The sequence below is a fragment of the Enterococcus songbeiensis genome (assembly GCF_005405265.1).
In the GTDB taxonomy this organism is placed as follows: Bacteria; Bacillota; Bacilli; order Lactobacillales; family Enterococcaceae; genus Enterococcus_C; species Enterococcus_C songbeiensis.
In genome coordinates this window covers 26568-52728 of record NZ_BJDS01000013.1, presented here as the reverse complement: position 1 = coordinate 52728, position 26161 = coordinate 26568, and the positions used below count along the sequence as shown (strand labels likewise).

Below are 26161 nucleotides of genomic sequence, written 5' to 3'. Positions count from 1 at the left end.
AAGCAGGAAAAACACAAAAATTCCCGGCTATTTTTGGTATAATGAGAACAGTAATAATCGGAGGAAAAAATGAATGACACTTGAAGTGAGAAATTTAACGGGAGGCTACAGTCAGCTGCCGGTTTTAAAAGATATCGATTTTACCATCCATGATGGGGAATTAGTGGGCTTGATTGGTTTGAATGGTGCTGGGAAAAGTACGACCATTAAAGAAATTATCGGCTTATTGCAACCGCAAAAAGGTACAATCACCTTAAATGGACTGATGTTAAAAAAAGAGCCGGAAGCTTATCGGAAACAAATTGGTTATATTCCGGAAACCCCTTCGTTATATGAAGAATTGACGTTGCGGGAACACATTGAAATTACGGCGATGGCTTATGATATTCCCCAAGAAGAAGCCTTTCGTCGGGCGGAAAGTTTATTGAAGACGTTTCGTTTAGAAAATAAGTTGGATTGGTTTCCGGCTAATTTTTCTAAAGGAATGAAGCAAAAGGTGATGGTTTTATGTGCTTTTTTGATTGAACCTAGTCTGTATATCATTGATGAACCTTTTTTAGGTTTAGACCCGTTGGCAATCCATGCGTTATTGGAACTGATGGATCAAATGAAGAAAGCAGGCGCATCGATTTTGATGTCTACACATATTTTGGCGACCGCTGAAAAATATTGTGACCGGTTTGTTGTACTGCACAATGGGAAAATTCGTGCGCAAGGAACGATTGAGGAATTGCGAAATGAATTTCAACTTTATGATGCATCACTGGACGAAATCTATATTGCATTGACCAAAGAGCAGGTGGCTGCCGATGTCTGATTTATTTCAAAAACGGCTGCAGTTGCACCAAAAACAAATGATGAAGTATCTGCGGTATGTCTTTAACGATCATTTTGTCTTAGTCTGTACCTTTTTATTGGGAGGATTAGGGTTATATTATTCTGATTTATTGAAAACTTTGCCAAAACAGTCAAAAATTTTTGGCTTACTGGTCTTACTTGTCTGGCTGATTGTTTTGCATTTTGGTAAGTTTGTCAGTTTAACGAAAGCCGCTGATCTGGTGTTTTTATTGCCAAAGGAAAAACAGATGCGAGGATACCTGCAACAAGGTTTGCGCTATTCCTGCTTTTTACCCTTTGTGGTGATTGGATTGATTGCCGGAATTACGATGCCCCTTGCTGTGGTAGCGACGGGCGCATCCTTTGGAGAATTTTTTTTGATTCTACCAACACTCTGGCTGTTGAAAATTGCTCATTTGTACTGGCAACGGTACAGTTTATTTTTTGAAAGCAAAACGCATCGCTATTATTGGCCGTGGTTGCTGCTTAGTGGTGCTTTGTTGGCGACGAGTCTGTATCTCTCACCAATCATTGGTCTGCTGGGCAGTCTGGTTGTGGCAGGGGGATATCACTATTTCTTGTGGCAGCAGCCGACCTTGACCTTACATTGGGAAAAAATGATTCAATCAGAAACCAATCGTTTGCACCGTATCTATCAGTTTATTAATTTATTTACGGATGTGCCGGAAATCACTGCAAGTGTCAAACGGCGGAAGTATCTGGACGGTTTGTTGAAAAAAATCACTGCAAAACAGGAAAATACGTATCTTTATCTGTATGCCCGCCGAATGGTTCGCGGCTCCGAATACAGCGGTTTATACATGCGTTTGGTCTTGATCGGTGGATTGTTGCTATATTTCATTCACGATCGATGGTTTAGTTTGGGAATTGGAGGCCTCTTTTTGTATCTGATTGGTTTTCAATTAATGCCTTTGTACACGCAATTTCGTTATATGGTTTTGACCCATCTGTATCCAGTTTCTGCCAAACAGCAGAGTATCGCTTTGCAGCGGTTGTTACTGGTACTTTTGATTTTTGCCGCTGTTGTTTTTGCTGGTGTCGCTGCTTTTCGTCTGCCAACATGGGGCGATCGAGGAATCATTATTTTGGGCTATGGACTTGTTGTAGGGGGCTTTATTTATTTGTATTTGCCGTCACGTTTGAAAAAAATGAATGAAAAGTAGAAAAACTTCGCAAGAAACTTGATTTATCCAGCGTTTCTTTGAAAAAACGAACGTATATCCGCTTGACGAGTGCCTGTTGAGCCGCTAGAATAAATGGTACTGTGGAGAATGTTGAAAGGAAGACTCGGATGGAAATTCAGTTGGACCATGAATGGCGTATGCGCCCAATCAAAGGGGATACCGGCAAAGCGTATGTCGGTTTGCGAAAAAAAGAAAAAGTCTTTATCAAACGAAATACCACCCCGATGCTGGCTGCTCTATCCAGAGAAGGCATTACTCCCAAATTAGTTTGGACAAAACGAACGGGGAACGGGGACACGCTGACTGCTCAAGAGTGGTTGGAAGGGCATATCCTTGATCCGGAAGAAATCGGGCAGCGAAACGATGTAATGGATGTCTTGTATCAGTTGCATCATTCAAAATCATTGAAGCAAATGCTAGAACGAATCGATAGCCGGGTAATTACCCCAAAGATGATGTTGGAAAATTATGAAGCGGATCTACCGTCGGCGATTTTACAAAATCGTTTTTTAAAATTGGTCATCGAATATCTGCAAAAAAATATTCCAACCTTTTATCCTGAACGAAAAGCCGTGGTGCATGGAGATGTCAATTATCGAAATTGGTTGGTGTGTCAGCACTATTTGTATCTTGTAGACTGGGATTCGATTATGTTTGCGGACCCTGCGGTGGATATCGGTACGATTTTAGGACATTATTTGCCGATTTCGTCATGGAGCCATTGGTTGATCAGTTATGGGGTACAAGCGACTTCAGATAATTTAGAGCGGGTGTATTGGTACGCGTTGATGTCGATTTTACAGGAAATAAAAAAATATTATCATCGTGGCGAATACAAAACGATGAATGAAGAAATTTTGCAATTAAAACGAGTATTTAGCGGATAGCTGAAGGGAAGCCTTCAGCTTTTCTATTGGAGAAAGCGAGGAAATTATGAGAGTAAGAAAACGTAACGGAGCAGAGGAAATGCTGGCAGCACATCCAGAAATCGTGGTTGCTGAACCGACTGCATGGAAAGGCAAGTGGCAGGAACGCTTTGGCAACGATCACCCGATCCATATTGAGATTGGTATGGGAAAAGGACGGTTCATCACGGAAATGGCACGAACCAATCCTCAAATTAATTATATCGGTGTAGAAATGCAAGTCAGCGTGGTTTCCTTTGCGTTGGATAAGGTCCTTGAAAAGGAACTAGCGAATGTACAGCTCTTGCATGTTGATGGTTCGGCCTTGACAGATTATTTTGCAGATAGTGAAGTCGATCAGATCTATTTGAATTTTTCTGATCCTTGGCCAAAAACCCGCCACGAAAAACGCCGTTTGACTTCTGCCGGCTTTTTGGCAGTGGACGAAAAAATTCTCCGTCCTAAAGGAGAAATCCATTTTAAAACAGATAACCAAGGCTTATTTGAATACTCCTTAGCCAGCTTTTCAAAATATGGTATGACTCTGCAACAAGTCTGGCTTGATTTGCATCACAGTACCTATGAAGGAAATATTATGACCGAATACGAAGAAAAATTTTCCTCACGAGGGCAACGAATCTATCGGGTGGAGGCTCGGTTTGCGGATAAGCGGAAACACTTGCCAGAATAAATTTGGCTATACTACTTGCTAAGCTTTTTTTGAAATAAATAAAGATGGAAACGACCCGCTTTTTTAGTGGGTCGTTTCTTTTTTTGCTCAAAAACTCCTGTCGCTCTGTGAAAAGATGATGATTTTTTGAGAACCTTTCCATTTATACTAAAGGTACAAAAAACAAAGGAGAGATTATCATGAAAAAGAAAATTATTGGCACATTGTTACTTTCAACAGTAGTACTTAGCGGTTTGGCAGCTACACCAGCATTTGCTGCAGAACCAGCGACAACAAAAGGTGATATCACATTTACTGAACCAACAGGGAGTGTTGATCCAGTTGATCCAACCGACCCGACAAAGCCAGTTGATCCGGTTGATCCTGAAAATCCAGGAACCGGTCAAGCGGGACCATTGACCTTGGATGTTGTTCCTAATCTGCCATTTGGCTCACATGAGATTGAAAGTGGAACAAAAAGTTATTCTGTTGATGCGACACAAAATGATACCCCCTACATTCAAGTTTCGGATCGTCGCGGTGTTGGTACTGATGGACAAGCTCAAGGATGGAATGTGACTGTTTCAGTATCAGATTTTAAAAATGGTGAGCAAAAACTAGAGGGTGCAGAACTGAATTTTGGTACATCTGTTATTAAAACTGTTCCTACAAATGCAGCTACAAGTCCTACAAATAAAGCTGTTTCCAAATTAGACAGTACTGATTCTGCCTCTGCGATTTTTACAGCTTCTAAGGACCAAGGTCTTGGAACCTGGCTTTCTGTTTATGACCCAGCAAATATCACACTAACGGTTCCAGAAGCTGCTACAGGAACATTTACGGCTGATCTGACTTGGGATTTGACAGCAGGACCAGCACTGTAAAAGTAATAATTTGAAAATGTGGGGAGCATAATCCGCTCCCCTTTTGAAAGGATAGTGGTCAATGGTGAATCAAAGAAAACGATTGCTCTTTGTATTTTTTACTGTTTTAGGGATGTTTTTCGGGTTTCCGATAATCAGTCACGCCGCCGATGCTTCGGGGGATTTTGGTGTGAAACCAGTTTTTCCAGAGAATCAATTAGACAAAGCAATCGGTTATTTTGATTTGTTGGTGACTCCTAAACAAGAGCAGACAGTAGCAATTGAGCTGACTAATTCTGCGGAGAAAGCACGAACTTTTGAAGTTTCGATCAATCCAGCCGTTACAAGTGATGGTGGTACTATCGATTATGGGCAAGAAAAACCTCGATTGGATGAGAGCCTTCCGTTTGATGTACGGGAAGTCGTTACTATTGAGAAAAAAGAATATGAAGTGGCAGGAAAAGCCACAATAACTGTACCAATCAAAATAAAGATTCCTACGGATGAATTTAAAGGACGGGTACTTGCGGGAATTCACGTGATTCCTAAGGAGGAAAATGAAGAAAAATCCTCTGATGAAAATGGCGTACAAATAAAAAATCGTATTGCTTATAATCTTGCTATCGTATTGCAGGAGAGTAAGGAAAAAATAGAGCCGGATTTGAAACTCTTGTCTGGCGATTTAGTGGCTGTCAATGCCAGCCCAACCGTCCAATTGTTTTTCCAAAATCCCCAACCGACGATTATCAGTAGCTTGATTTTTACTAGTAAAATTTATTATGAAGATCAACTGTATATTGAAAATACCTCCAATGAATTTTTAGTGGCCCCAAGCTCAAACTTTCATTTGAATCTGGATTTAGCGGGTGATCGGGCAAAACCAGGAAAATATCGCGCAGATATCGTGGCAAAATCTGGGGAATATGAATGGCATTTCACACAAAACTTTACCATTAAAAAATCAGAAGCCGAAGAAGTCAACAAGAATTCTGTCTTTGCAGTGAAAGAAAAGAGTTTCCCATGGCTTTACATTCTGTTGATCGTTCTCGCAGTGCTTTTGTTTATTTTACTATTTATTGTTTGGAAAAAACGGAAGGGAAAAGAATCAGAGGAATGAGGTGATTGTAGTGAAAAAATGGCTTTTATTGGGGGGATTGAGCGTTGGTTTATTGTTTAGCGGGTGGCAGCCGGCCTATGCAAGCGAAGATGCTGCCAGTAATGCGTCCATTGTTTTTTATGACCGCACACCGACACCTAATCCACCGACTAATGGGGGAGGACAAGCAACAAATCCTCCCATCAAGAAACCGGCAAATCAAACATTACCAAAAACCAATGAAAAACCAATTAGCTTTCTTTACATGATTATCGGGAGCGAATTGATTCTTCTTGTATGGATTCTTATCTGGAAACGGCGAAAGGAGGAAGAAGAGGATGAACAAATTACGTCAAGGGATTAATCTTTTTAAACTTCTTCTTCTGGTGGCGCTTCTTACTGTGGGAACTATTGGATTAGGCAGACAAGCCGAAGCAGTGGGTGAATATGATCCAGATACGTATGAAAATATCACACCAAAAAATGGTACAAACGGTGGTATTTCTGGAGGGAAAATTGTGCAGTTAACTGGAGCCGATCAATTACCCAAATTAAATGTTACCTACACAAACGATGGCTCCAATGATCCTTGGAAGGGCGGAAAAATTGGGTTTCATTGGGAAAGCCATGTGGAATTGACGAACTATTTAGATGTCATAAATATTCCTGCTCAAGGGTTTGCTTTTGTGGCGATCATCAATTTACCTAAATATGTTTCAAGTGAGGACGTTTTAAAGGCAATCGACTGGAACAATGCTTACTTAAAAATTAATGGGGCAAATATTAAACTAACGGAAGGTGGTCTAATGTCCGCAGGGAACCATACACTGCGATTTGGTATGGGTTCATGGGACAATGGAAATATTGTAGGTTCAATTTTCAATATCATCACTCAGCCTGGATTCAATGCTGGGAATATTCCGATTGTTTTTGATATTACCGTCGATGTTGCAAAGATGACTGCAAGCGGCGAAAAAGATGACATCAGCCCAAACAAAGTACTAACAAAAGGCAAACTGCAACCTTCTACTACAAAACTAGCCGATTTTTCTGTAGATTTCTATGATTCGAATAACGTTGTGCAAGATCGTATATTCAATTCAATTATTTCTCCACCAGGTGGACGGTTTTATCCTAAACTAACGAATGGGGCAATGAATCCGGCAGCATACGCAAAAACATCAACTTTCCAATTACCAACTTGGAACAGCTACATCTCTCCATGGGATACGACGAATAAGTACAATAGTTTTGCTGATAAAACTGAGTATGTTGACAGCAACAACCTGAATCTTCCTGGAACAACCAACAACCGAACCTTGACAATGGGACTCTCAGAAGGAAGTTTTGCTCAACAACCAACAAATCGTTTTAATCGAGTGGTGAATTTTTTTACTGGAAAGAATGAAACGACTGGGGCAACATTGACCCATACGCCGACACAAACACTCGGATTGAATCAGCAAACAAGTATTTTATATACAGGAAAAGATGCCGGGGGAACTGCGTTGTCACCTGTCACCTTAAAGGTACTTGAAAAATATGCTGTAGATGGCACAGTCAAGCCAACAAACTTGGAACCAGATAGCCAATGGGGAAAATTACTTACTAGTACCCCCTATCAAGTGAACGCGGTCTGGCGAGCGAGCGATTTAACAGCAGGGGCCATTCATTACCGGCTGTACAATAAAACAACACAAAAATTAGTGGGGACTTTTGAAGACAAATTATTTCAAACGATTTCAACAAATAATGGTGGTGATAATTCAGCAACCACAACACTGCCGGCGCTTGCTTCCGGTCAATATTATTTTGACTACAAATTGATTGACGATACCCTTTCAAAAGCTTATCCAAATCTTGCCTATAAATGGCAGTCAGAACAAACGGGTATCTCTAATTTGAAAGCCATCACGGTGGCTGGTTTTCCAGCGATTTCTAAAGAAAGTTATTTGAAAAATCTTAGTCGAACGCCAGAGACTGGAAAACCTTTGATTGCTTTGGCTGGGGACATTGTTCAAGAAAATAGTACGTTTACCTTAGATAAAATGGGGGATTCTTTAGCAGATAAAAAAGTAAGCGTTGCGCTTCCGGAAAATGTTACCTATGAAAAGGGAAGTTTGTCGCTGAATGGGACGGTGATTCCTGATGATGATATCCAAAATGGAATCAGTATACCTACACAATATTTAGCAAAAGCTGGAGATAAAGTGACGATCACCTATAAATATAAAATAAATCCGATTACTGCAACGACAAATGCCATCGATCTGCCGACCAAACCGGCTGTATTATCAGGAAATATTGCGTTATCTGACGGAACAAAATTACCCTTTACTGAAGTCAAGACAGATACCAATCTGATCCAGATTCCTAAGCAAGAATTAGCTTTGGTAGATGCCCCCGCCGATTTTACCTTTGGCAGTGATCTTCTATTGCCAACACAAACAGCATATTACAAAGCAAAAGGTGATTTTTCATTTGCCGTACGGGACACCCGTTTACCAAGTTCAGATGCTTCGTGGCAGATTACTGGGAAACTATCTACTCCTTTCAAAAATACAGAAGGAAGAGAATTAAGTCAGGTTAATTTGTATTTCAATCATGAGGGAAAAAATATTCTTATCCCGAAAGATCAGAGTACACCAATCTATCAAAATGATGGTTCAAAAAAGGGAGATATTCCCGTTGACTTTCTTCCTAACGATGGTTTACTCTTAGAGGTGAACAGCGGCACAGATGCACAAGTAGACAAAACCTATCAAGGAACCATTACCTGGGAATTGTCAACAGGTCCTACCGAATAAAAATGTGGGACATTAGATAGTTACTTCAACTCAAATAGCCTATTTTGAGTTGAAGTTCTTTTTCTATTTTGACGAATTCAGAAAGTTTTGAAAAAGCTGAAAAAATAGAGAAGGTACTTTTCTAAATCTGCTTGCATCAGCTGTATGAATTCACTGATGTTAGGAGGAGAAGGACTTGGAACTGTTCAGTTTGCTTGAAAAAAACGAGCAGCGTCAAATCAAAATTTTTCAGCTTTTATTAGAACGGAGCGAACTGTCGGTCAATGAAATACTCGTGAAGCTATCGGTGGACCGGGCGACTTTCAAAGAAGATATTGTTCTGTTAGAGCAACATTTGAAAGCGTTTGATGAATTGTCCTTTACTCAACGGGAAGGAAAAATAGCCTTACGTCGTTTGGGGAATCTATCCACTTCTGATGTGTATTATTCCTACTTAAAGGAATCCATCAAATATCAAATCTTGATGTATCTATTAGAAAATGGCAGTTTTGAACGGCAGAAATTTTTAACACAGTTGAATATTAGTACTGCCACCTTGACCCGTCGTATCAAAGAGTTGAATCTGCTGCTGGTTGAATTTCATTTACAGATAAAAAATGGTCATTTATATGGTTCGGAAATCCAAATTCGTTATTTTTATTTTCAACTGTTGTGGTTTGGTCGACCTTATTTAGTAAATCTAAAAGAATTTTCTGAGGCTGCTGCAGAGGGCTTTTTAGTATTGATGAAAAATGAATTTAGTTTTCCTTTTACGGAAGATGGAGAAATCAAATTTCAAATTTGGTTATATATTATGAAAAAAAGGCTGCGGGCTAGCAAAAAAAGTATGCCGGATTATTCTGAATTGCCGAGTGAGCTATTGCAGACAAGCGGTTTCCTGCTCTCGTTGCAGAAATTTCTGTCTCGTTATTTCTTTCAATCTGCTTTTGGTTGGAATCAAAATGAAACCTTGATCTTCTATTTGTTTATGATCTGCAACTTTACCCTAGATACCCATAATGATTATGTGCGAAAATTTTTGATACAGGAAAAACATAAGGACAAATTAGTCGACAAACTCAATGAAACATTCAAAGAAACCCTGCAAGAGCATTTTTCTTTCTACTCTTTTTCAGAAGATTTTTCGGAAAAAATTGCTCTAACAGTGATGCAAAATCATTTTCGTTTGGTTTATTTCCGAGGATGGATCAGTGTCTTTGGACATCAAGGATTGCAGCAGCGCCTTTCAGAAATTGAGGAAAAACAATTGCTGGCACTTTGTCAAAGTTTGACGCAGCAGTCGTTAGGTATTTTAGATATCTCTGAAAGTGACAAAAAAAATTCTCAGTTTGAACTTTTTGGGCGCTATGCCTCCATTTTGCAGTTAATTTTTAAAGAGGTTGAACTGCGTTTACAAGTTGCATGTGATTTTCCTTATGAACGGGTGATGGCAGATATTGTCATCGAAATGATTCGGGAACGAATGCCGCAAGCAGTCAAATTAGATTTGGTTAACTATCAAAAGAATCAGCAATACGATGTTATTTTGACAAGTCAGGTCAAAGACTACCCATTACAAAAAAATGCTCGAATTTTTGTGATGCTGAGCAATGAATACGATTTTGATTTTCCTTATCTGGGTGAATTTTTAAAAGAGTGTTACCTGCAAAAAATAAATTCGGGGATGAAGTCATGAAAACAGAGCTTTTCTGTGAAACAACTAATTTTTTGAATTTTGTCAAAATAAATTAAAATTCGTTGTAAAATTGAATAAAATACGATTTATTTGGCGGATTCGCCTTGTGATTTCTCTGAGAAAACTGCTAAGATGGAGAGTGGAGGGGATATCATGAGAACAAAAGGATTTGTTTTAGGAATGAGCCTGCTTACCTTGGGCTTGCTTGCGGGCTGCTCAACAGGAGATACGCCGAATCAGTCTAGTCAATCAAGTACAGAACAAGCACAAACAACAGCGCAATCAACAGCGCAATCAAAAACTACCAGCACCAGCATGACTGAAACGACTCAGTCTAGCAGTGGGCAAGGAATTAGCGGTCTGAAGGTATCGGTTGATGAAGCAATCAAAATTTTTCAAGAGACTTATTCTGATGCAGATATTACTTCACTAGAACTAGATACTTCTTTTGGCAACTACTTTTATAAAGTCGAAGGAGTCAATGACGAAAAGGAAGTTGAAATTCGCATTGATGGTGCAACGAAAAAAGTAGAAAAAGAACGAGAAGAAATGTTGGATGCAGACGATCGAAACGGGGTAAAACGGGAAGAGAAATTAAATCTTGCCAATTTATTGAGTATTGAAAAAGCGGCTGAAATCGCAGAAACAACGGTGGGCGCTGGAGAAGCGACGGATTGGGATCTGGACAAAGAATTGAACATCACCTACTGGGAAGTGACCGTGGTGGATGGAAATCAAGAGACCAATGTAAAATTAAACGCTCAATCAGGAGAAGTCATAGAAACCGAAATCGATGATTAAGCGGTAAATACTAGAGGTGAAAGCTGGAGAAATCCGGCTTTTTTATTTTTGGATAAAAGTATATTTTATATCCTTTTAAAGTATAGACATTTTAATCTTTTCGCTGTATGATAAAGAAAAGTAAGAAAAAATTTCGTAAGCGTTTCAATGACAACGGTATCACATGACCAAAGAAACAACTTGATTCTGCGAATGAAATTGGAGGAGTAGAAAAATGAATCTAGAATTTCCTAAAAATTTCTGGTGGGGTGCCGCAACTTCCGGTCCTCAGTCAGAAGGACGTTTTAACAAACAACATGCCAACATGTTTGATTACTGGTATGAAATTGCCCCAGAAGAATTTTATCAGCAAGTAGGACCAGACACTGCATCGAATTTCTACAATAGTTTTCGTGAAGATATTCGTTTAATGAAAGAAATCGGCTTAAATTCAATCCGCACCTCTATTCAATGGAGTCGATTGATTGATGATCTGGAAACTGGAAGTGTTAATGAAGACGGGGTACGTTTTTATAATGATGTTATCAATGAATTCATTAAAAACGGTATTCGTCCAGTGATCAATCTGCATCACTTTGATTTACCCGTTGAATTGTATCACCAATATGGTGGCTGGGAATCAAAACATGTCGTGGATCTTTTTGTAAAATTTGCGGAAAAATGTTTTGAATTATTCAGCGATCGTGTGGTGGATTGGTTCACGTTTAATGAACCGATGGTGATTGTTGAAGGAGAATACCTGCATCAATTCCATTATCCAAATATAGTGGACGGTAAAAAAGCTGTGCAAGTAGCCTACAATATTCAATTAGCATCCAGCAAAACGATTGCTCGTTTTCGAAAGCTGAATCAAAATCCAAATGGACGGATCGGGATTATTTTGAATCTGACTCCTCCATATCCAGCAACCGACGGACCTGCGGATCAAGCCGCTTCAGAATTTGCTGATTTATGGTTGAATCAACTCTTTATGAATGCTTCTACACTGGGAGAATTTCCCGAAAAATTAGTGGCTGTGTTGGCAAAAGACAAGGTTTTATGGGAAGCTTCTGCCGAAGAATTGGCGATCATCAAAGAAAATACCATCGATTATTTAGGTGTCAACTACTATCATCCTCACCGGGTACAAGCACCGGCAGTTTCACCAAATAGCTTGACTGTGGATTGGCTGCCGGAAAAATATTTTGATGAATATGAAATGCCAGGACGACGGATGAATGTTGATAAAGGCTGGGAAATCTACCCTAAAGCCTTGTATGATATCGGCATCAATATTCGCGATAATTATGGAAATATCGATTGGTTCGTTTCGGAAAACGGTATGGGTGTTTCCCGAGAAGAACGCTACTTGAACGCAGATGGATTGATTGAAGACGATTATCGTATTCAATTTATCCAAGAACATCTATATTGGTTGAATCAAGCAATGGTGGAAGGCTCGAATTGTTTCGGCTATCACTTATGGACCCCCATCGATTGCTGGTCGTGGAAAAATGCGTACCGCAATCGGTATGGCTTTATTTCAAATGAGATTCACACCCAAGTAAAAACCATCAAAAAATCCGGGTATTGGATCAAAAATGTCGCAGAGACAAATCAGGTCTTTTTGGAAGATACAATCATTGAAAATTAGTTGAGGTGGAAAACATGGCAAAGAAAACAATTATGCTGGTTTGTTCGGCAGGCATGAGTACCAGTTTATTAGTGACAAAAATGCAAAAAGCCGCAGAAAAAAAAGGGATGGAAGCAGATATTTTCGCCGTTGCTGCTTCAGATGCAGACAATCATTTGGCAACAAAACCGGTGGATGTTTTACTACTGGGTCCACAAGTACGCTTCATGAAAACCCAATTTGCTGAAAAATTAGCGCCAAAAGGTATTCCCTTTGATGTCATCAATATGGCAGATTATGGCATGATGGACGGTAAAAAGGTCTTGGCACAAGCAGAAAAATTGATTGAAGGGAAGTAAGACACATGGATGAAAAAAATCTAGAAGCCATCATGGGCTTGATTATGTACGGCGGCAATGCAAAAAGCGATGCGATGGAAGCGATCCAAGCTGCCAAAACCGGCAATTTTGAGGAAGCGGAAGAAAAAATCAAAGACGCAGAAAAATCTTTGGTCGAAGCACACCATTCCCAAACCAATATGTTGACGCAAGAAGCGCAAGGCAATCACATGGAAGTCACACTGCTGACAGTCCATAGTCAAGACCATTTGATGACTGCCATTGCTTTTACCGACTTGGCGAAGGAAATCATTGCTCTCTATAAAAAAATGGCAACGAAATAAGCAAAGTGAACTCAGAGCGACGGTTCTGAGTTCTTTTCTTTTACAAGGAATAAGATAGACTTTTTCACCTGAAATAAGTTATTATTTAGAGGAGAAACTGTGTGTTCACAAAAGAGGTGAGTAGTTGTGAAAAAATATATCCATATTTCAGGAGATTTACGAAATAAAATTTTGGCTGGAGAATACCAATCCAATGATAAATTACCTTCAGAAAAAGAACTGGGGCTTTTTTATGAAGCAAGCAAGATGACGGTCAAGCAGGCGTTGGATATTTTGGTATCAGAGGGCTTAATCATTAAACGTCGAGGCTCGGGAACGTTTGTCAAAGATTTATCGAAGAATGAAATCGATCGAATTGCAATCGTCAATCAATTTCGCGGAAAGACCGCAGAAAATCCGGACAAAAAAGTAACTAGTAAAGTCCTCGATTTTTCAGTCATTAAAGCTTCACCGTTGATTCAAAGTAAATTGAACATTTCAGAGGGAGATTTTGTTTATCACATTTATCGAGTACGGTACTTGGATGGCAGTCCAGCAGTAATCGAGGAAACTCACATGCCTATCGATGTGATTCCCGGATTAAAGAAAGAAACACTGGAAGCCTCAATTTATGAATACATTGAAGAAGAATTGCATCTTAAAATTCAAAGTGGTCATAGAACTATTACCGTTCGCAAAGCGACAGATTTTGAAGCAGAACAGCTTTTCTTAGAAAAAGGAGATCCGGTGGGGGTTGCGGAGCAAATCGGATACTTGGCTACCGGAGCTGCGTTTGAATATTCGATTTCGGTCCATCGCTACGATCGATTTATTACAGAAATGATTTTAACACGAAATTAAAATAGTCTTTATCAGATGCCCTCTAATAATAAAGAGGGTATTTTTTATAATAAAGAAAAATATTTTGTTATATTATCTTGAATGTAAAAATGTAAATCCATAAGAAAACAGAAGGTAGCTCGACTATTCTGCAAATTCGTTGTGTAGGCTAGTTAACGACAGTTATAGAAATATACTTTTTCAAATAAAGTATAGACTTATTTGAAGAGTCGTGCTAAGATAGGTTTTGTAATCGATTACTAAAAAGGAATGAGGAATGATTTTTATGATGGATAAAATCAGTGAAAAGATTATGCCCCTTGCGAATTGGCTGGGACAAAATCGGTATCTGACGGTTTTACGTGACGCATTTATGTTAGCGTTTCCGTTAACAATGTTTGGATCAATTGTTGTCGTTATTAATAACTTGCCATTTTTCAGCGATGACACAAAAGGAACCTTGGGAACATTGTTTGGTAGTGGACAAAATGCCACAATGAGTATCATGACCGTGTTTGTAACATTTGGTATTGGCTATTATTTATCTAAATCTTATGATGTAGAAGGTATTTTTGGTGGAGCTGTCTCCTTTGCCAGCTTTTTGATTTTAACACCATTCTTTACCGTAACTGAAGGCGGCGAAACAGTCAGCAATGTGCTGAGCTTGGATCGCCTAGGTGCAAAAGGGATGTTTATCGGTATGATCGCAGCCTTTTTAGCAGGAGAAATTTATTGTCGTGTGACAAAACGCGGCTGGCAAATCAAAATGCCTGATGGTGTACCACCAGCAGTAACCAAATCATTTGCTGCATTGATTCCAGCAATCATTACGTTAAGTGTGTTCTTATTCATCAATGCAATCGTAACTGGTGTGTTTGATGTCAACTTGCATGATGTGATTTATGACGTGATTCAAAAACCTTTAACTGGTTTAGGCAGCAGTTTGCCGGCAACCTTGATTGCTTTGTTCTTTGTTCAATTCTTATGGTTCTTTGGTTTACATGGACAAATCATTGTCAATTCAGTGATGGACCCTATTTGGAACACGTTGATGTTGGACAATTTGGATGCTTATAAAGCAGGAGAAAAATTACCTCATATCATTACGAAACCATTTATGGAAACCTTCACGGTAGGTCTTGGCGGTTCTGGTATGACCTTGGCCGTTGTTGTTATCCTGGTTTTCTTCATGAAGAAAAAACAATACAAAGATATTGGTCGTTTGGCTTTAGGACCTGGTCTATTCAATGTGAACGAACCCGTAATCTTTGGTCTGCCAATCGTTTTGAACGCAACAATTTTGATTCCTTGGGTGCTTGCACCATTAGTTGTTACAACGTTGAACTACTTAGTGATGGCCGCCGGAATTGTTCCAGCGCCAACCGGTGTGTCTGTGCCATGGACGGTACCGATTATCGCTAGCGGAATTTTAGCTACGAATTCTTGGTTGGGAGGACTACTGCAAGTTATCGACTTTGTGATCGTGGCAGTAATCTGGTTCCCATTCATGAAGGCTTTGGATCGTCAACCAAATCCAGAAAATTAAAGAAAAACTGGTCGCTCCGAAAAGGCGACCAGTTTTTTTGTCGATTTAATTTTCCTGATCGGACTGAAAGGCTAAAATGTCTCCCGGTTGGCAATCCAAAGCCTCGCAAATTTTTTCTAAGGTGGAGAAGCGAATCGCCTTGGCTTTTCCGTTTTTTAAAATCGAAAGATTAGCCATTGTGATTCCGACTTTTTCGGTCAATTCGGTAACAGACATTTTGCGTTTTGCCAGCATGACATCAATGTTTACGATTATTGCCATTTTCTCACCTCAAATTGTCAATTCATTTTCTGTTTTTATCAAAAGAACATTTTCCAGCAGTTTTTGTAAAATCGCCACAAAGACGGCCGCGATAAAGGGAACGGCAATCACTCCTAAGCCGACAAAAATCAGTCCTGGAGCATCTTCCACATCTGCCATTACATAGAGAAACGGCAAAAAGGTCAGATAACTGCCTCCCATGCCAAACAATCCCTGTTTTAAACGGGTGACGGCCAGTAGCGTTTCTTGGGAGAAAGCTTGATTGTGATCCACCTGCCGCAGTACGCGAAAGGCTTGAAAAACAGCAAAATAGAAACAGAGCTCCGAGAGATAAAGTCCACCAATAAAGGCCCAGTTCTCATAAGTGATTCGCGGATATTCCTGCTGCATCGCGTGAGGGAATTTTGGAAAGATAAACAAACTAAAAAGTAAAACCAACAAACTGATAAAAAGTAAAGATGCTTTTAGAAATAAGGTTTTTGTTTTCATCATTTACTACTCACTTTCTTAAAGAATAAAAAAAGTGTAGCATGATATTTATCGAATATCAATAAAAATTATTCGTTTAACGGTTTGTTTTTTTCTAAAGAAAAAATATCTGCATTTTTTCAGAAGACATTGCGAGAAACATTGGAAATTGCAAATTTTCTTTTGTATTATGAAAGAAGAGTTGAAGGAAGAGGACTGCTTGGTGTATAAAGAGATGCTTCAATGAAACAAGATTTCCAATTATTGGCAAGTGTCGTAAAGAAATTTTTGTAGAAATAAAGCGGCCATTGTTGGTTGTCTTATTTTCTAAAGTCATCTGCTGATTGTGTTTTGTACATGGACCGATTATAGTTAAATACATCAGATGATTAATGAAAGGAGTAGTATCATGGAAAATCAGACATTGGTGGAACGGACCACCGATAAAATTTTAGACTACATCACGAAAAATGAGTTGGAAATTGGCATGAAGCTACCGAATGAGTACGAATTGTCCCAACAGCTGGACGTTGGCCGCAGTACCTTGCGGGAAGCAGTACGAGCGCTAACTTCTCGTAATGTGCTGGAAGTTCGCCAAGGAGCAGGAACATTTATCAGTGATAAACGGGGAATCGCCAATGATCCGCTAGGTTTTTCGCTGGTGAAGGACCAAGACAAAATGATTCAGGATTTGTTTGAATTGCGGTATTTGCTGGAGCCGAAAATGGCAGCGTTGGCAGCTAAATACGCAACACAGGAACAAATCGATAAACTGAATCGTCTGCGGGTGGAAATTGAGGATTCTTTTTATAAAAATGATTCTCGTCACGTCACACTGGACATTGATTTTCACACGACGATTGCGGCGGCAAGCGGCAACGTAGCACTGTTTCATATTATTCCAATCATTAATGAATCCATTGGGCTGTTCAATAAAAATTACAATATCAAGCATTTGAAGATCGAAACGATCGACATGCACAAGGATATCACCGAAGCAATTGAAAATCGCGATGAGATTGCAGCGCTGGATGCCATGACTATCCACATGGCGAATAACCGTAAAGAACTGAAAGCCATCGTCCATCAAAAAAAATGAGACCGATTACAACAAAAATATTGACAAGTCATCTGATGTATTTTAGAATGAATACATCAGATGACTTGTCTTTGTAAAAAGAAATCTCGTGAAGATTCGCTTGTTGGTGACAACGCAGTCCTCTTGCACTTATTTCATTCTTTTTTTTGCAAAACAAGTTGTAAGCGCTGTAGAAAAATTCTCAACTAGGAGAACTTTTCGGAAAATGGATGTTGTTTAGGTCAAAAGGAGGAAAAGTAAATGGGAACAAGTTTCATGGATAAATTAGCAAATGTTTTAGGTAGTGTCGCAATGAAAATCAATAACCTACGCTATATCAAAGTCATCAAGAATGCTTTTGCAGCCTTGATTCCAGTAATCATCACTGGGGCGTTTGGTACGTTGTTTTCAGCGATGGTTTTTGACAATGAAAATGGATTGGCACAGATCAACGGATTAGGTTTCTTAGCGGAATTGAAACCGATTTCTTCAGCCATCAGTTATGTCACCTTAAGCTTTTTGACGATCTACGCAGTATTTTTGATTGGGATCGAATTAGCCAAGTTAAACAATGTCAAAGGAATTTTTCCAGGAATCATCGCAGTCATGTCTTATCTGTCGGTGAATCCAACGGTCTTTGAATTTTTAAGTGATGACAAAGCAGTTATTGCAGAAAATGTTTTGGCAAAACAATACACGGATACAAAAGGATTATTCCTAGGAATGTTTGTTGCCATTATTTCTATTGAACTGTACTGCTGGTTAGGTCGCCAAGAAAAATTGCAGTTAAAAATGCCGGATACGGTACCAACCAACGTAGCATCTAGTTTTTCTGCTTTGTTTCCAACTATTTTAACCGTTACCATTATTGCAACAGCCGGATTTGCTATCAAAGCAATCACTGGCTTGTATGCTTATGATATTATTTACAACGTTGTGCAACGTCCACTGGAAGGTGTTGTTCAAGGCTTACCAGGTATTCTATTGTTGATGTTTATTTCCCAAGTTTTCTGGGTTATCGGGATTCACGGAAATCAAATGATCAAACCAATTCGCGAACCTTTGTTGTTGGCTGCAATTGCGGTTAATACAGAAGCGTTTGAAGCTGGAAAAGAAATTCCTAACATTATTACAATGCCGTTTTGGGATATGTATATGAGTATGGGTGGATCTGGTGTTACAATTGGTTTGTTGATTGCCATTTTATTGGTGGGCAAACGAGAAGATATGCGCCAAATCACAAAATTATCTTTAGCACCCGGAATCTTTAATATTAATGAACCAGTGATTTTCGGTATGCCAATCATGTTGAACCCAATTCTTGCGATTCCTTTTATCTTGACACCGTTGGTTACCGGTACAATCGGCTATGTTGCAACCACTCTTGGGTTTGCGGCAAAAGCAGTTGTGATGGTTCCATGGCCAATGCCACCAATCGTTAATGCGTATTTAGCAACAGCCGGAGACATCGGCGCAGTTATCACTCAAATCGTTTGTATCGCGGTCTCCATTTTGATCTACTTGCCATTTGTAAAAGTAATGAACCGGACCCGCAATGAAGTGGCTTAATAAAACGACAAGAACCCTTTGTTTAAGAAAAGTTGATTTATGAAAAGGAGAAAATAATGAAAACCCAAATTCCTAAAGATTTTATTATCGGTGCTGCATCGTCAGCATGGCAAACAGAAGGCTGGAAAGGAAAAAAAGAAGGACAAGATTCCTTTTTAGATAGTTGGTACAAAGAAGAATCCTTCGTTTGGCATAATGGATATGGTCCAGCAGTTGCCACGAATTTTATGGAACAGTACCAAGAAGATGTCGATTTAATGAAAGAAATCCATTTGACTCATTATCGGACATCCATCAACTGGTCGCGTTTTTTCACCGATTATGACAATTTAGTAGTGGACGAAGACTATGCGCAACATATCAGTGATGTGGTGGATGCGTTGATTGAAGCGGGAGTAGAACCGATGCTTTGCTTAGAGCATTATGAAGTGCCGACCTATCTGATGGAAAAATACGACGGCTGGTCTTCCAAAAAAGTGGTTGAATTATATACAGAATACGCAAAAATCGCGTTTGAACGTTATGGTGACCGGGTAAAACACTGGTTTACTTTCAATGAACCAATCGTTGTGCAAACACGTTGCTATTTGGATGCCGTTCGCTGGCCTCATGAGCAAAACACGAAAAAATGGATGCTTTGGAACTATCATAAAGTTTTAGCAACAGCCAAAGCGATTGCTGCCTACCATGAAGGAAATTATGGCGGTCGAATCGGTTGTGTCTTGAATCCGGAAATGGTTTATCCTCGTTCAAATTCAGCAGAAGATTTAAAAGCAGCTGCAATGTATGATTTATTCTTTAACCGTGTGTATTTTGATCCGATGGTAAAAGGGGAATATCCACAAGAATTATTGGCGCTTTGCGAACAATACGATATTTCTTTTGATGCTACACCAGAAGAATTAGCCATCATCAAAGCCAATACGGTAGATTTTTTAGGAGTGAACCAATATTATCCAAAACGGGTTAAGGCTCCCCGATACCAATGGAACGAACAAACACCGTTTCATCCGGAAATGTTTTACGAAGTCTTTGATTTGCCAGGAAAACAAATGAACAATTCCCGCGGTTGGGAAATTTATCCAAAAATCATGTACGATATGGCAATGTACCTGAAAAATAATTATGGCAATATTCCTTGGCTGGTTACTGAAAACGGCATGGGACGTGAAAATGAAGAAGCCTATCAAGATGATCAAGGTGTCGTTAATGACAGCTATCGGGTTGATTTCATTGGTCAACACTTACGTTACTTGCTCCAAGCAGTTGCTGAGGGTGCCAATTGTGAAGGCTACATGCTTTGGGCCTTTACTGATTGTGTTTCACCGATGAATGCCTTCAAGAATCGCTATGGCTTGGTACGAATCGAATTAAATGAAGAACGGACACGTTCATTGAAAAAATCGGCTTACTGGTATCGTTCTCTGATAGATGAACGGGTATTGGAAACGCCAGACGAACAATTCAATAGATAGTCATGAAGGGCGGGGCTGGATCGATGATCGGTGCCCTGCCCTTTTTTAGGTGAATGTTGCGAGAAAAGGATGCGAGAAGATGAAAAATTTATTTTTGGGGATCGACGTTGGGACGACCGCCATCAAATTTGGTGTGATTGAACAGGGAAAACTGCTGTTTAAAACCAGTGTACCTGTAACAACTTATTATGAAGACAAGCAAAAATATCAAAAGGCAGAAGAAATTCTGGCAGGTATTGCTGACGGGGTTCGGGTAATTCCTCACTCATTACGAAAAGAATTGCAGTATATCGGCTTTAGCACAGCTATGCACAGTTGCTTGCCTGTCGTTGAAGAGACCTATGATCGCATATTTATCTGGTCAGACAATCAGGGGGAGGAAACGATTGAAGCCTTTCGAGAAACACCGGAAGCCAAACGTTTTTATCAAAAGACTGGAACGCCGATTCATGCAATGTCACCATTTGCGAAAATTTTGCATTTTCAAGAAACAGGAGAGTATCCACCTGAAACAGTTTATTACGGTTTAAAGGAATTAGTGCTGCAACAATTTGTCGGAGAATTTTTGATCGATCGTTCGACCGCATCGGCAACGGGACTTTTTCACAGCCAAGAGTTGGTCTGGGACCAAGAAATTCTCCATTATTTGGGAATCACTGAGAAGCAATTAGCAAAAGTCGTTGAACCCACAGAGACGTTTCCGATTTTGAGCTCTCTTGCCAAAGAATTAGCGCTGCCAAAAAACATCAAGGTGCTTGCCGGCGCCAGTGATGGTTGTCTCGCTGCGTATGCCAGTTATTTGACTACTGGGATTCCCGACAGTTTGACGATCGGTACCAGCGCCGCAATCCGAAGAATCACGCAAACACCTTACGTTGATAGTGAAAAGCAAAATTTTTGTTATTACCTAAATGAGGAATTTTATGTGGTCGGCGCGCCTTCAAATAACGGTGGGTGTGTGCTGGAGTGGGCAAAAAATCAATTGTTTGCTGATGAAAAACTTCTGGAACAATTGACGATGATCCAAGAATCGCCGATTGGTGGAAATGGGATACGATTCCATCCCTATATTAATGGCGAACGAGCGCCTTATTGGCGGAACGACCAAACTGCAGAATTGAAATATCTGTCCATTCATCACACGAAAGCGGATATTTTACGGGGAATCATTGAGGGAACACTGATGAATCTCAAACTTCTAGCCAAAACAGTCGGTATCGGAACAAAGCTTTCCATCAGCGGCGGATTTTTCAAGACGGAGATTTTACAACAGCTCACCGCGGAAATTTTAGCGGCAGATTGCTGGCTAGCCGATGCAAACGAGCCGATTTTTGGGCTGTATTATTTGCTCTACCCAGAAGAAGTCAAACCTGCTAAAATGAAAAAAATCAGTGGTGATGAGGCAGCAAAACAGCAGTACGAGCAGATTTATCCCACATATTTTGAGTGAATTGATGAAAGGCGACTGCCGATTATCAAGTCCGAATGCCTTTTTTTGCGTAAAGTAAGGGACGAGAGGTGAGAAATGATGATCCATGCATTTAATCAGGTCATGAATTATATTGATGAACAGTTGACAGATACGATCAATGATGAAGAAATTGCGAAACGAGCCGCTGTTTCTGCCTATCAGTTTCGCCGTATGTTTGCTTATCTGGCTGGCATGCCGCTAAATGAGTACATCAAAAATCGACGTCTATCACTGGCGAATCAAGCGTTGGTGACTGGAAGTTCCGTGACAGAGGTTGCTTTTACGTTCGGGTACCAATCGGTGGAAGGTTTTTCCCGCGCCTTTAAAGAATGGAGCGGGTTTTCACCGTCTGCTGTAGCGAAAAATGCGATTCAAAAATCATTTCCTAAATTTACCTTTGCTCTCACAATAAAAGGAGGAACATCAATGGAATTTAAAATTGAACAAAAAGACGCTTTTCATTTGGTTGGGGTCAGTAAACGCGTGCCTATCCAATTTGAAGGAGAAAATCCGGCAATTGCTGAGTTGGCACAAAGTATCACGCCCCAACAACGGGAAGAGATGCACAGCTTAGGAGATTTGTATCCACAACAGGTCCTGCAAGTATCCTATGATTTTGACGAAGGCTGGTTGCAGGAAAAAGGCGAGTTAACACAATTTATCGGCTTTGCTACTTCGAAAGAAAATCCTTATGAAGATTTGGAACAGTTGGCTGTTCCCTCATTGACATGGGCTATTTTTCCAAATCAAGGACCTTTTCCAGAAACCTTGCAAGGAACCTGGGCCGCAATCTACAGTGAATGGTTGCCGTCTTCAGGCTATGAGTTGATCGAAGCACCGGGAATTTCTTTTACCCGGTATGATGACCCACGGGAAAATACCTACAGTGAAATTTGGGTGGCGGTCAAAAAAACGGCGGAGTAAGCTGCTGATTTCGAAAAAAGTAACCCACTTTTTTTACACGAGTGATGAGCGGAAGAGAGGATTCTAAATAATTTCTTAACTAAGAAGAAGTTGCTGGTCTTTTCTCTCTGCTTCGACTATAATCATCTCTAATTGATGAAAAAGGAAGTGTAGAAATTGGATTGGCAGACGCTTTTTGCGCTTGTGGAGGGGAACTGTGAGAAAGTCGTTCCTATCGAAGTAGCAAGCGAACTTTGTTATGTCTATCAAACACGAAAAAAGGGGTTCCCTTTTCGAAATGTTGTGTATTGTCAAAAAACGGCATTTGCAGCAAATGAACTGCAAGAGATCATAGATTTCTTAAAAGCTCATGGCTACCAACCGCAAGTAGAACAATATTTGGCAGAAGCTGGAAAAGTTGGTATGAAGTAGACGAGGGTTTGACTTTCTGATTTTTTAAACTAGTCGAAAAAATTTTCCATATAAATACAAAAAAAGCAGCACGAGCTGCTTTTTCGCGTTGTATCTGGTGATTATTCTGCTTGGTAAGTGACATCGATATTGCCATCAACTGCTTTTGAATAGGGGCAGATGTGAGATGTTTCTTCCATATATTTTTCGATGTCTTCTTTTGAAAGGCCATCGATATGTCCAATAATATTTACTGCGATATGCAGGCTGGTTGTATCGCTCATGTCACCAAGCAAGCTTACTTCTGCCCGAACACTGCGGGATTTGTCGCCTAAGCCGTCACGTTCCAATGGGAAGGACATAGCGCCGTTGAAGCAAGCAGAGAAGCCAGCAGCGAACAATTCTTCAGGATTGGTGTATCCTTCTTTTTTAGTCATTGTTGTTTTGACGTTCAGGTAACCTGTAACGGATTTGCTTTCGCCTTCACGTCCGCCTTCATTGACCACTGTTGCTACTGATAATTTTTTAACCATTTAAATCATCCTCTCTTATTTGATTACAGAATTATTATACGAGAAAACCGCCCTTACTTGAAATTATATGCCTAGCAAGGTCATTGAAGAAAAGACCTCCAACAAGCTGGAGGTCTCATTTTTATTCCATCTGTTCATTTTTAGTGCTACACCGAATAACGAACTCTTCCGCTGAGAAGCATAAACAGGATGAAGGAAAGGGAAAGCAGCAGCATAATCGTTCCTAGTGACAACAGTAATGTATCCAATTTTTTCTCAGGAAAAATTTTGTGGAGTAGCTGGTACAGCAACAGACCTGCAATCCCGCCACCGGTATTCATAATTACATCGGTAATATCAGTTGCCCCCAAGGCCAGCAAGTACTGCAAGCCCTCGATGCTCACGCTGAACAGCAAGAGAAAAAGGCTGTTGGCAAAAAAATGTTTTTTGAACGCAATTCCCAAAAAAACGCCAAAGGGAAGAAAAATCACTCCGTTATAGATGGCTTCTTTAAAATCTACTTGTCCATTGATAATCGTTGACTGACCAAAAGGAATCAAGTTGATGTTGCGTTTCAGGATATCCGATTCCTGAAGAAGACTTTCAAAAGAAAGAGAGAATTTAAATAATAAAATCCAAATCAAAACAAGAAGATAACCTACGACGAAAATTTTGCTCCAGGTAGTTGTTTTCATAAGAAAACCTCCAATCATTCCAAGGGTTGTATACGACTGTACTGGAAGGCAGAAGGCAAGTCAACGAATGAAAAAAATTATAAGAAAAAAACAAAGTCTGTGGAAAGCGATGGAAGTCAGAACCTCCAGTTGAAAAACGAGAAATTCTGCAGAATCTGGTATACTGGAATCAGAAAAGAGGAATGAAGAAAAATGATGATTCGGCAAGCGACCACGGAGGATTATCCGGAAATTTATGCATTGGTAAAGCAAGCGTTTAAAACCGCACAAGTTTCTGATGGGAAGGAACAAGATTTCGTTACAGAATTGCGACAACGGGATACATTTCTTCCAGAGTTGGAATTTGTCGCAGAAGAAAATGGAGAATTGATCGGGCATGTCATGCTGACAGAGCAGTCAGTTGACCAAGAGGATGTCAGTGGGTTATTGTTAGCGCCTTTGTGTGTGGCTTTTGCCTATCGCAACCAAGGCATTGGTGGAAAATTATTGGCAACAGCACTGGATCAAGCGGTCCAATTAGAAAAGCAGGCAGTTTTTCTAGTAGGAAATTCTGAATACTATGCACGACACGGTTTTCAACAGGTAAAAATGTTCGGTTTAGAAAACCACAGCGAAGTTCCCGACCAATTTGTTTTGGGGAGAGAACTGATACCGGGCAGCTTAAAAAATGTTACGGGCAGACTGGCACTTCACTAAAGGAGAAGGAAGAGACAAATCAATTGACGAAAGTCTCTAAAACGTACGATAATACCTTCACTACTTATTTAAATTGGAGGAAAAAAGTCATGCCGAAAACACGGATCGAAGCCTTTACGGATGCGGTGATTGCCATTGTAATGACGATTTTAGTTTTGGAACTGCATACCCCGGAAGGCGACACTTGGGCTGCTTTTGAAGGAACGTGGCATCAATTCGTGATTTATCTGATGAGTTTCATTTCACTGGCGATTTACTGGAATAACCATCACCACATGTTTCATATCGTTCGTCGCGTGGATGGTTGGGTCTTGTGGGCGAATAATTTATTGATTTTGATGATGACCTTGTTCCCTTTTGCCACAGCTTGGGTAGGAGATCACCCCACCTCGTTGGCACCGCAATTATTGTATGGACTGATTCTTTTGGGAACGGATCTTGCCTATTTGGTCGTTGGGTTAACCTTGGTTCGGGTCAATGGCAAAGATTCACCAGTGGGACGATTATTTGCGAACTATTCAAAAATGTATATCACGCTGGGATTGAATGTCGTGGCTCTTTTAGCCGGTTGGCTGATTCATCCTGTCAGTGTACTGGTGGTAAATGGCGTGATGCTGTTGCTGTGGTTTATCCCTGAAAAAAAAGTTGAAAAAATCCATTGAGTGAAAGTGTTTTTAACCTATTTAGGAGGCGAAGAAAATGGAATTATTTGAAGGACAGGCAGTATTTTTAGCGGATTATAAAAAGGCAGCAAAAAATCCAAAAGCAGAAAAAGAAATCGTGGCAGAAGTCATGGAACAGCTAAATGATCAGTTGGCAAAAAGCAAACCTTCCCTTTATTTTCGATTATCTCCAGCGGCATCATTGACCGGAAAAGAAGTTGTCTTTCCTTTTACGAAGGAATTATACTCGGAAGATCAAGAAGCAACGATTTCCACCCGCCTTTGCTATGGCAATGCAGAGTATCGTGCAGAAATCGACACGGATGAACAACTGTAAGATAAGGGATCAATTTTGACATTTGTTTCCTATGATGGTACACTTTGTAGCGCTTAGGAAAGGCTGAGAGTGATGATTTTCAACTATTATTTAAAATTTATTAGA

At 40.0% G+C, this 26161-nt stretch carries 28 protein-coding genes; 24 read left to right on the top strand and 4 right to left on the bottom strand.

The window, feature by feature from the left end; all coding sequences use genetic code 11:
- The first annotated feature begins 73 nt into the window (after positions 1-73).
- The 15 genes from FFM66_RS07745 (at position 74) to celB (ending at position 15518) form a co-directional block, all read left to right on the top strand.
- A complete protein-coding gene (locus tag FFM66_RS07745; protein WP_137605528.1) occupies positions 74-817 on the top strand; it encodes an ABC transporter ATP-binding protein in 744 nt (247 codons plus the stop codon).
- Positions 810-2021: an ABC transporter permease gene (locus tag FFM66_RS07740; RefSeq protein ID WP_137605527.1), complete on the top strand. Its 1212-nt coding sequence runs from the start codon at positions 810-812 to the stop codon at positions 2019-2021. The genes FFM66_RS07745 and FFM66_RS07740 overlap by 8 nt, the downstream gene beginning before the upstream one ends.
- A gap of 128 nt (positions 2022-2149) precedes the next feature.
- Positions 2150-2929 carry a phosphotransferase family protein gene (locus FFM66_RS07735; protein ID WP_048603752.1) on the top strand — a complete coding sequence of 260 codons (780 nt, stop codon included), beginning with the start codon at positions 2150-2152 and terminating at the stop codon, positions 2927-2929.
- A 46-nt stretch (positions 2930-2975) separates the two neighbouring features.
- The gene (gene trmB / locus FFM66_RS07730) at positions 2976-3638 is read left to right on the top strand and encodes a tRNA (guanosine(46)-N7)-methyltransferase TrmB (protein ID WP_048603753.1); all 663 of its coding nucleotides are present in this window, start codon (positions 2976-2978) and stop codon (positions 3636-3638) included.
- Between the two features lie 179 nt (positions 3639-3817).
- On the top strand, positions 3818-4501 hold the full coding sequence (locus tag FFM66_RS07725) for a WxL domain-containing protein (protein ID WP_048603754.1): 684 nt from the start codon (positions 3818-3820) through the stop codon (positions 4499-4501).
- A gap of 64 nt (positions 4502-4565) precedes the next feature.
- Positions 4566-5597 (top strand): WxLIP family cell surface protein, encoded by a 1032-nt coding sequence (locus tag FFM66_RS07720; protein ID WP_137605546.1) that lies wholly within the window; start codon positions 4566-4568, stop codon positions 5595-5597.
- 10 nt (positions 5598-5607) lie between these two features.
- Positions 5608-5940: an LPXTG cell wall anchor domain-containing protein gene (locus tag FFM66_RS07715; RefSeq protein ID WP_069959633.1), complete on the top strand. Its 333-nt coding sequence runs from the start codon at positions 5608-5610 to the stop codon at positions 5938-5940.
- Positions 5915-8383, top strand: coding sequence for a hypothetical protein (locus FFM66_RS07710; protein WP_246038429.1), 2469 nt, complete (start codon positions 5915-5917; stop codon positions 8381-8383). The genes FFM66_RS07715 and FFM66_RS07710 overlap by 26 nt, the downstream gene beginning before the upstream one ends.
- 175 nt (positions 8384-8558) lie before the next feature.
- A complete protein-coding gene (locus FFM66_RS07705) occupies positions 8559-10058 on the top strand; it encodes a helix-turn-helix domain-containing protein (protein ID WP_048603757.1) in 1500 nt (499 codons plus the stop codon).
- A 153-nt stretch (positions 10059-10211) separates the two neighbouring features.
- Positions 10212-10859: a PepSY domain-containing protein gene (locus tag FFM66_RS07700; RefSeq protein ID WP_137605526.1), complete on the top strand. Its 648-nt coding sequence runs from the start codon at positions 10212-10214 to the stop codon at positions 10857-10859.
- 214 nt (positions 10860-11073) lie between these two features.
- Entirely contained in the window at positions 11074-12492 is a 1419-nt protein-coding gene (locus tag FFM66_RS07695; RefSeq protein WP_137605525.1) for a glycoside hydrolase family 1 protein, read from the top strand.
- A 14-nt stretch (positions 12493-12506) separates the two neighbouring features.
- Positions 12507-12830, top strand: a complete 324-nt coding sequence (locus FFM66_RS07690; protein WP_137605524.1) for a PTS sugar transporter subunit IIB — start codon at positions 12507-12509, stop codon at positions 12828-12830.
- Between the two features lie 5 nt (positions 12831-12835).
- Positions 12836-13153 carry a PTS lactose/cellobiose transporter subunit IIA gene (locus tag FFM66_RS07685; RefSeq protein ID WP_137605523.1) on the top strand — a complete coding sequence of 106 codons (318 nt, stop codon included), beginning with the start codon at positions 12836-12838 and terminating at the stop codon, positions 13151-13153.
- 126 nt (positions 13154-13279) lie between these two features.
- A complete protein-coding gene (locus tag FFM66_RS07680; RefSeq protein ID WP_048603762.1) occupies positions 13280-13993 on the top strand; it encodes a GntR family transcriptional regulator in 714 nt (237 codons plus the stop codon).
- A 268-nt stretch (positions 13994-14261) separates the two neighbouring features.
- Positions 14262-15518 carry a PTS cellobiose transporter subunit IIC gene (gene celB / locus FFM66_RS07675; RefSeq protein WP_371851515.1) on the top strand — a complete coding sequence of 419 codons (1257 nt, stop codon included), beginning with the start codon at positions 14262-14264 and terminating at the stop codon, positions 15516-15518.
- Between the two features lie 45 nt (positions 15519-15563).
- On the opposite strand, the gene FFM66_RS07670 is transcribed toward celB, so the two are convergent.
- Positions 15564-15779 (bottom strand): helix-turn-helix domain-containing protein, encoded by a 216-nt coding sequence (locus FFM66_RS07670; RefSeq protein ID WP_048603764.1) that lies wholly within the window; start codon positions 15777-15779, stop codon positions 15564-15566.
- Between the two features lie 9 nt (positions 15780-15788).
- Positions 15789-16271 carry a DUF2975 domain-containing protein gene (locus FFM66_RS07665; protein WP_137605522.1) on the bottom strand — a complete coding sequence of 161 codons (483 nt, stop codon included), beginning with the start codon at positions 16269-16271 and terminating at the stop codon, positions 15789-15791.
- Positions 16272-16653: 382 nt separating this feature from the next.
- On the opposite strand from FFM66_RS07665, the gene FFM66_RS07660 reads away from it, so the two are divergent.
- The 6 genes from FFM66_RS07660 to FFM66_RS07635 all read left to right on the top strand — a co-directional run bounded on the left by FFM66_RS07660 (position 16654) and on the right by FFM66_RS07635 (position 23175).
- Positions 16654-17346 carry a FadR/GntR family transcriptional regulator gene (locus FFM66_RS07660; protein WP_082147256.1) on the top strand — a complete coding sequence of 231 codons (693 nt, stop codon included), beginning with the start codon at positions 16654-16656 and terminating at the stop codon, positions 17344-17346.
- 240 nt (positions 17347-17586) lie between these two features.
- On the top strand, positions 17587-18894 hold the full coding sequence (locus FFM66_RS07655; protein WP_048603767.1) for a PTS sugar transporter subunit IIC: 1308 nt from the start codon (positions 17587-17589) through the stop codon (positions 18892-18894).
- A gap of 56 nt (positions 18895-18950) precedes the next feature.
- Positions 18951-20369: a glycoside hydrolase family 1 protein gene (locus FFM66_RS07650; RefSeq protein ID WP_137605521.1), complete on the top strand. Its 1419-nt coding sequence runs from the start codon at positions 18951-18953 to the stop codon at positions 20367-20369.
- A gap of 79 nt (positions 20370-20448) precedes the next feature.
- Positions 20449-21819: a gluconokinase gene (locus FFM66_RS07645; RefSeq protein ID WP_137605520.1), complete on the top strand. Its 1371-nt coding sequence runs from the start codon at positions 20449-20451 to the stop codon at positions 21817-21819.
- Between the two features lie 78 nt (positions 21820-21897).
- Positions 21898-22764, top strand: coding sequence for an AraC family transcriptional regulator (locus tag FFM66_RS07640; RefSeq protein WP_137605545.1), 867 nt, complete (start codon positions 21898-21900; stop codon positions 22762-22764).
- A 156-nt stretch (positions 22765-22920) separates the two neighbouring features.
- Positions 22921-23175 carry a hypothetical protein gene (locus tag FFM66_RS07635; protein WP_048603770.1) on the top strand — a complete coding sequence of 85 codons (255 nt, stop codon included), beginning with the start codon at positions 22921-22923 and terminating at the stop codon, positions 23173-23175.
- 101 nt (positions 23176-23276) lie between these two features.
- Here FFM66_RS07635 and FFM66_RS07630 read toward each other — a convergent pair whose 3' ends face one another.
- The gene (locus tag FFM66_RS07630; RefSeq protein ID WP_048603771.1) at positions 23277-23687 is read right to left on the bottom strand and encodes an Ohr family peroxiredoxin; all 411 of its coding nucleotides are present in this window, start codon (positions 23685-23687) and stop codon (positions 23277-23279) included.
- 146 nt (positions 23688-23833) lie between these two features.
- Positions 23834-24361: a VanZ family protein gene (locus tag FFM66_RS07625; protein ID WP_048603772.1), complete on the bottom strand. Its 528-nt coding sequence runs from the start codon at positions 24359-24361 to the stop codon at positions 23834-23836.
- Positions 24362-24553: 192 nt separating this feature from the next.
- Between FFM66_RS07625 and FFM66_RS07620 the strand changes: the two genes are divergently transcribed.
- From FFM66_RS07620 to FFM66_RS07610, 3 genes are all read left to right on the top strand, one after another.
- Positions 24554-25057: a GNAT family N-acetyltransferase gene (locus FFM66_RS07620; protein WP_137605519.1), complete on the top strand. Its 504-nt coding sequence runs from the start codon at positions 24554-24556 to the stop codon at positions 25055-25057.
- Between the two features lie 89 nt (positions 25058-25146).
- Positions 25147-25719, top strand: a complete 573-nt coding sequence (locus FFM66_RS07615; RefSeq protein ID WP_048603774.1) for a TMEM175 family protein — start codon at positions 25147-25149, stop codon at positions 25717-25719.
- A 37-nt stretch (positions 25720-25756) separates the two neighbouring features.
- Positions 25757-26056 carry a hypothetical protein gene (locus tag FFM66_RS07610; protein ID WP_048603775.1) on the top strand — a complete coding sequence of 100 codons (300 nt, stop codon included), beginning with the start codon at positions 25757-25759 and terminating at the stop codon, positions 26054-26056.
- Positions 26057-26161: the final 105 nt, after the last annotated feature.